This is a genomic window from Streptomyces sp. NPDC000941 (assembly GCF_053599555.1).
In genome coordinates this window covers 21,999-28,017 of the sequence record NZ_JBSFMM010000148.1, presented here as the reverse complement: position 1 = coordinate 28,017, position 6,019 = coordinate 21,999, and the positions used below count along the sequence as shown (strand labels likewise).

Sequence of the window (6,019 nt, the reverse complement as noted above, 5' to 3'; positions counted from 1 at the left end):
CTCTTTCCCTCCCCGACGCTCTTCCTTTGTGGGGCGCACCAGGGCCGTGCTGGCCACCGGCGCCCTGGCGCTGGGCACCACGGGCGCGGCGACGGCCGTCGCCGGCACCGGCTATGGCTGGATCGCCGCCCTGACCACCCCGGTCTCCCCGGACAACTGGGCGCTGACCAGCGCCCTCGGCCGCGCCACCGGCGCCGCCCTGGACGCACTCGGCAGCGGTCTGGCGCCGCTGGCCACCCCGGCCTGGCATGCGCTCGGCCTGCTGGCGACGGCCGTCACCGTCGCGGTCGTCTGGCTGCGTGCCTCCCGCTCCCGCCCCGTCTACGCGCTGGGTCTCAGCCTCATGGCGGTGGCGGCGCTCGGCCCCGCGATCCGCCCCTGGTATCTGCTGTGGGGGCTGTTCCTCATCGCCGCGGCCGCGCCGAGCGGACCGGTGCGCCGGGTGGTCGCCGCCGCGAGCGGGGTGCTGGCCCTGGCCGTACTGCCCAGCGGATTCGCGCCGGACGGACAGCAGCTGACCCTCGCCGTATGCGGCGGGGCGCTGGCGCTGCTCACGCTGTGGTGCGTCAAATGGGCCCCGAGACTCGCCGCAGGCGACCACTGGACGGAGCACGCGGCATGACGGGCCCCACCACCACGCGCGGCCGACTGCTGCTGACGCTCGGGCTGACCGGGGCCGTGGCGCTCTTCCTGGCCACCGTGCCGCTCCACCGCGACTGGTTCGACCTGAGCGTCTACTACGGCACCGTCGACCACTGGCTGCACGACGGGGGCCGCATGTACGACTACACGGTGCCCGGCGCGGACGGCACTGCCTACGGTTTCACCTACCCGCCGTTCGCGGCCCTGTGCATGCTGCCGATGGCTCTGGTGAGCTGGTCGGGTGCGATCACCATCTGCATGCTGCTCAACCTGGCCGCCTCGGCGGTCGTGCTGTACTGGCTGACCGGTCCCCTCGTACGCCGCCACGCCCGGCACCGGTGGTTCGCCTTCGCCGTGGCGGCCTGCCTGTTCGCCCTGCTGGAGCCGGTCCGGGACACCTTCAGCTTCGGCCAGGTCAACCTGGTCCTGCTGGCGCTCGTGCTCTTCGACGCCTGGCTGCTGTCCACCGGCCGTGGCAAGTACGCGGGGTTCGCCATCGGCATCGCCGCCGCGATCAAGCTCACGCCGGCGATCTTCATCTGCTATCTGGCCGTCACCGGGCGCCGGCGCGCCGCCGGGACGGCCGCGGGCACCGCGGCGGCCGCGACCCTGCTGGCAGCCTGGGTGGCGCCGACCGCCTCACGGGACTACTGGACCGAGGACCTGTGGGACACCGACCGCATCGGGGTCGCCGCGTATGTCTCCAACCAGTCGTGGCGCGGAGTGCTGGCCCGGCTCACCGACCCCGTCCCGCCGAGCGGCGCCATCTGGGCGCTGGGGGCGCTCGCCGTCATGGCCCTGTGGGCCCATCGCGTACGGCGCGCTGCCGCCGCGGGGGACGAGGCGGCGGGGTTCGCACTGACCGGCGTCGCCGCCTGCCTGGTCAGCCCGATCACCTGGGTGCACCATCTGGTGTGGCTGATCCCGGCCCTGACGGTGCTGGTCGACACCGGGCTGCGGTCCGGCACGCCGCCCGCGCGCCGCCGCCGGCTGCTGTCCACGGCGGCCGCGGTGTATGTGATCCTGTGCAGCAGCGTGGTGTGGCTGTGGCGCTTCCACCCCACCGGCGTGGACGGCTTCCTGGGGAGCAACGCCTACGTATGGATCTGCCTCGGCCTGCTGCTCGCCCTCCCGGTGCGCGAGCCGGACGCCCCTACGCGTGGGCCGGATGTCCCCGTGCGCGAGCCGGACGTCGCCTTTTCGCCACCGCCGCGCCGACCGGATGTCGATCCGAGTACGCCTCAACGTCTCCCACGGTGGACACCCTGACCACACCGCCCCGGTCTCTCCGCCCCCGAGCACCTGTGAGCGCACATGCCCGCGACGATGATGCCCGAGCGGCAGCGCCTCCCCGCCCGCCGGCGGCTTCCGCTGCGCCAGATCCTGTGCCTGCTGCCGATCGCCGTCGTCGCCGTATGGGTGATCGGGCACTGGTCGCTCATCGGCTCCGGCGCCCGTCAGCTCCTTGACGCCAACCCCTACTGGCTGCTCGCCGCGGTCGCCACGACCGGTCTCGGCTGGGTCGCCGTGTCGTTCGCCCGGCAGGGCACCGTCCTGGAACGGCTGCCTCCGGGGCGGCTGTTCGCCACCCAGTTCGCCGCGGGGGCGGCCAACCACCTTCTGCCGTCGGGGATCGGTGCGAGCGCGGTCAACATCCGCTTCATGACCGGCTGCGGCCTCCCAGCCGCCCGCTCCACGGCCGCGCTCGCCCTGTACTTCCTCGCGGAGGCCACCGCCCGCATCGGGCTGCTGCTGGTCCTCCTGCTCGCCTTCCCCGAAGCGCTCAGGATCGGGCCGCTGCTCCCGGACCGGATCGGGGCGGCATTGCCGTTGACGGTCGGGGCGGCGATCTGCGCGCTGGTGGCCGCGGTTCTGGCGATCCGTCCGGTGCGCCGGATCGTCCGCACCTTCCTGGTCACCGCGCTCACCGACGCCCGCTCGCTGCACGCCCGGCCGTCCAGGGCGCTCGCCCTGTGGGGCGGTTCGGTGGCCTTTCCCGTGCTTCAGGCGGCCGGGCTCGCGGCGGTCGCCGTCGCGGTGGAGCTGGACGTGCCGCCCGGGCATGTCGTACTGGCCTATCTGGCAGCCACGTGCCTGGCCGCGGTCATCCCCTCGCCAGGGGGCATCGGCTCCGTGGACGCCGCGCTGGTGATCGCGCTCGTCGCGACCGGGGCCCCGGCGGACGCCGCCACCTCCGCGGTGCTCGCCTACCGCTTCATCACGGTGTGGCTCCCGTTGATCCCCGGAGCGCTGGTGCTGGGAACCCTGGTGCGCTGGAAGATCGTCTGAGCGACCGCGGCCATGCCGTCGCCGTGCCGCCCAACTGCCGTCCCCTGATGCTTCGTACATTTCCTCTCGCCGCCCAAAAGGTGAACACAGAAAATACGAAGGATTAATTCCGGAAGTCGCCCCATCGTTCTGTAAATTCCGCAGACAGTGGGGCAACCAATCAAGGATTCGCGGGGTCAAACAGGCCGAGTGAGCCCGCCGCGCATTCCACTGGGGGAGTCGTGCGACGTCCATTCGAGCTGCCCGCGTACGCGGCCGTGAACTGTGACCCACGCCATGGGAACTCGTCCGCGTCGCCGGACAAGTAATCGGCGTGAAGTCAAAATTCGCGCCGTCTATCGGAATTGGATCCTGAAGAATTCATGCGATCGCTCATGACCGGCCGACCGGCCCGCACCCGGCCGGATGACCAGCCGCGCGAAGCCGCCGCGCCGCCCGCGCCCGACGCACCGCCGGTCGCGCTGCCGGACGCGCTTCCGGATGTCCCGCGCGGCGTCCGCGGCCGGGCCGCCGCGCTCGCCGCCCTGGTCACGGTGGCCGCCCTGTGCCTCGGCGACGCCGTGGCCCGCAGCTACCCCTTCGGGTTCAGAACCCGCAGCGTGAACGACCTGGGCAATCAGTTCGTGCCCTTCCACGCCCATCTGTGGGACCTGCTGCACGGCCGCGGGGACGGCGGTCTGTTCCTCAACTGGCAGTCCGGCTACGGCGCCGGCTTCCTGCCCGACCTGGGCACCTACCTCGGCAGCCCGTTCGCGCTGCTCGTCGCCCTCTTCCCGCGTGACCGGATCGACCTCGCGGTGTATGTGATCACGCTGCTGAAGATGGCCACGGCCGGTGCGGTGATGGCCCAGCTGCTGCTGACGCTGCGCCCCGGCCGGTGGTGGGCGGCCGGGGCGCTCGGCGCCTCGTACGCGCTGTGCGGCTGGTCCGTGGCCGAGGCCTCGTACAACCCCATGTGGCTGGACGGGCTGATCGCGCTGCCGCTGCTGTGCCTGGTCGGCCACTGGGTCCTGGCGGGGCAGCGGTTCGTCGTGGGCGCGCTGCTGGTCGCGCTCATGTGGATCGCCAACTTCTACACCGCGTACATGGCCACCCTCGGCGCCGTACTGCTGCTGCTCACCCGGCTGCTGGTGGCCGCCCCCACCGGCGTCCCCCTGCGGCAGCGGCTCGCTCCGCTGTGGCGGCCCGTGGCGCGGCTGGCGGGCGTCCTGGCGGTCGGGGTTGGCCTCGCGGCGCCCATGGTCTCGGTCATCTACTTCGGCACCAAACACGCCTACCCGGGCCGGGTCATGGAGTTCACGCCCAAGCCCTGGACGGACGTCATGGCCCGGCTGCTGCCGGGCACGTACAACTTCAGCAGCCCGGCCGTCTACGTCGACACGGTGGCGCTGCTGCTCGCCCTGACGCTGCCGTTCAACCCGGCGGTCCCCAAGCGGCTGCGAGGCGGCTGGACGCTGCTGGTCGCGGCGGTGGCGCTGTCCTTCCAGTGGGGGCCGACCCAGCTGGCCTGGCACGCCTTCAGCGTCCCCAACGGCAGCCAGTACCGGGAGACCTTCGTGCTGTGCGGGCTGCTGGTGACCGCCGCCTGGCTCTCCTTCGCGCACGGCACACCGGGCGGCCGCCCGCTGCTGGCCGCGGGCGCGCTGCTGGCGGTGATCGCGGCGGGCGCGTCCCGCGCCACCGAGCTGATGCGCCCCTGGACCTATCCGCTCCTGCTGGCCGGGCTCGCCGCCGTCGCGGTCGCCCTCCTGCTGGCCCGGTACGCCGGGCGGCACCACCGTCCGCTGCTCGCCGCCCTCGCCGTCGTCCTGGTGATCGGCGCCCAGGTGGGCCAGTCCGCGGCCACCATGGCCGTCGCCGACCGGCTGCGGCTGGGGCATCTGGACGACTACGCGCCTTGGGGCGAGCGCCAGCAGAAGCAGCAGGAGCTGATCGCGGACGCGAACGGCTGGCCCCGGTACCGTACGGACCCGGGCCGCGAACAGACCGTCGGCAACGACCCGCTGCTGGTCGGCGGGCAGGGCGCGCAGTACTACAGCAGCCTCACCGCCGATGTGTTCAGCCGCACCCTCACCGCCCTCGGCGGCGGCTGGTACTCGCGCGGCCGGTCCCTGCAGAGCCTGGACAACCCGGTCACCGACGCGATCTTCTCGGTCGGCGCCCGCGTCCACTCCCCGCCCGATCCGCACCGGGACCCGAACGCGACGATCGACGTCGAGCCGTACGTCACCCGCGCGTCCGTACCGCCCCTGGTCACCGTCCGGCCCGCCGTCAAGAAGGCGCCCGCGTTCGGCTCCTCGCCGTTCCGTAACCAGGAACTGCTGCTCGGGGCCCGGGTGTACACCATGGCCGACAAGGTCGCGATACGTGGCGCGGACGGCGGCCCGGCCGCCCGCACCCCCGAGCACGGCTACCGACTGCCCCCTGGCCCCACCAAGCACTCCCGCCCCAAGGCGCTGCTGACCGCCACCTGCCCGGGCGGCTCCCAGGTGTTCCTGTGGGCGCCGCACTACTGGGGGGTCGCCGCGCTGCGCGGCGCCGACCGGCCCCCGGTCGGGTTCCGGGGGGACAACCCGGTCACCAAGGTCGCCCCCATGCAGCCGCTGGGGAAGGCCCCGGCCTCCGGGCGCGTCGAGGTGGATCTGACCATCCAGAAGGGCGGTACCGTCCCCGCCGATTCCGTTGGCTGCCTGGACACCGGACGGCTGCGCACGGCCACAGGCCGGCTCCGGTCCCACGGCGCCACCTCGGTCCGTGTTTCCGACAGCGTTACCGACACCGGCATCCGGGCCGAACTGCCCGCCGGCTCCCGCGGCCTCGCCGTGGTCGCCGTCCCGCGGATCGCGGGCTGGCAGTGCGCCGCGGGCGACGGAGAGCACCGCCCGGCCGACAGCTACCTCGGCCTGATCGCCGTGGAGCTCGACGGCTCCGCCACCTCCATCGACTGCACCTTCCGCCCTCCCGGCCTGCGCCTCGGCTCCGCCGTGGGAGCCGCCGCACTGCTGGCCCTGACCCTCCCGGCCGCCTACCGGCTGCTGCGCAACCGACGGGAGAGCCGCCGCCATGCCCATCACTGACATCACAGACA

3 protein-coding genes and 1 pseudogene are annotated in these 6,019 nt (G+C 73.2%); all 4 read left to right on the top strand.

The features are described from left to right. A pseudogene (locus tag ACWDSL_RS35955) lies at positions 1-622 on the top strand (polyprenol phosphomannose-dependent alpha 1,6 mannosyltransferase MptB); the annotation flags it as partial. Beyond that, entirely contained in the window at positions 619-1,911 is a 1,293-nt protein-coding gene (locus ACWDSL_RS35950; protein WP_450492142.1) for a glycosyltransferase 87 family protein, read from the top strand. The pseudogene ACWDSL_RS35955 and the gene ACWDSL_RS35950, both read left to right, overlap by 4 nt. 45 nt (positions 1,912-1,956) lie before the next feature. Next, a complete protein-coding gene (locus ACWDSL_RS35945) occupies positions 1,957-2,931 on the top strand; it encodes a lysylphosphatidylglycerol synthase transmembrane domain-containing protein (protein WP_450492141.1) in 975 nt (324 codons plus the stop codon). 374 nt (positions 2,932-3,305) lie between these two features. Further along, entirely contained in the window at positions 3,306-6,008 is a 2,703-nt protein-coding gene (locus tag ACWDSL_RS35940; protein ID WP_450492140.1) for a YfhO family protein, read from the top strand. Positions 6,009-6,019: the final 11 nt, after the last annotated feature.

Bases quoted from the DNA above. Each gene is read 5' to 3' on its own strand.
- ACWDSL_RS35950 (WP_450492142.1), top strand. From the start codon at position 619: ATGACGGGCCCCACCACCACGCGCGGCCGACTGCTGCTGACGCTCGGG.
- ACWDSL_RS35945 (WP_450492141.1), top strand. From the start codon at position 1,957: ATGCCCGCGACGATGATGCCCGAGCGGCAGCGCCTCCCCGCCCGCCGG.
- ACWDSL_RS35940 (WP_450492140.1), top strand. From the start codon at position 3,306: ATGACCGGCCGACCGGCCCGCACCCGGCCGGATGACCAGCCGCGCGAA.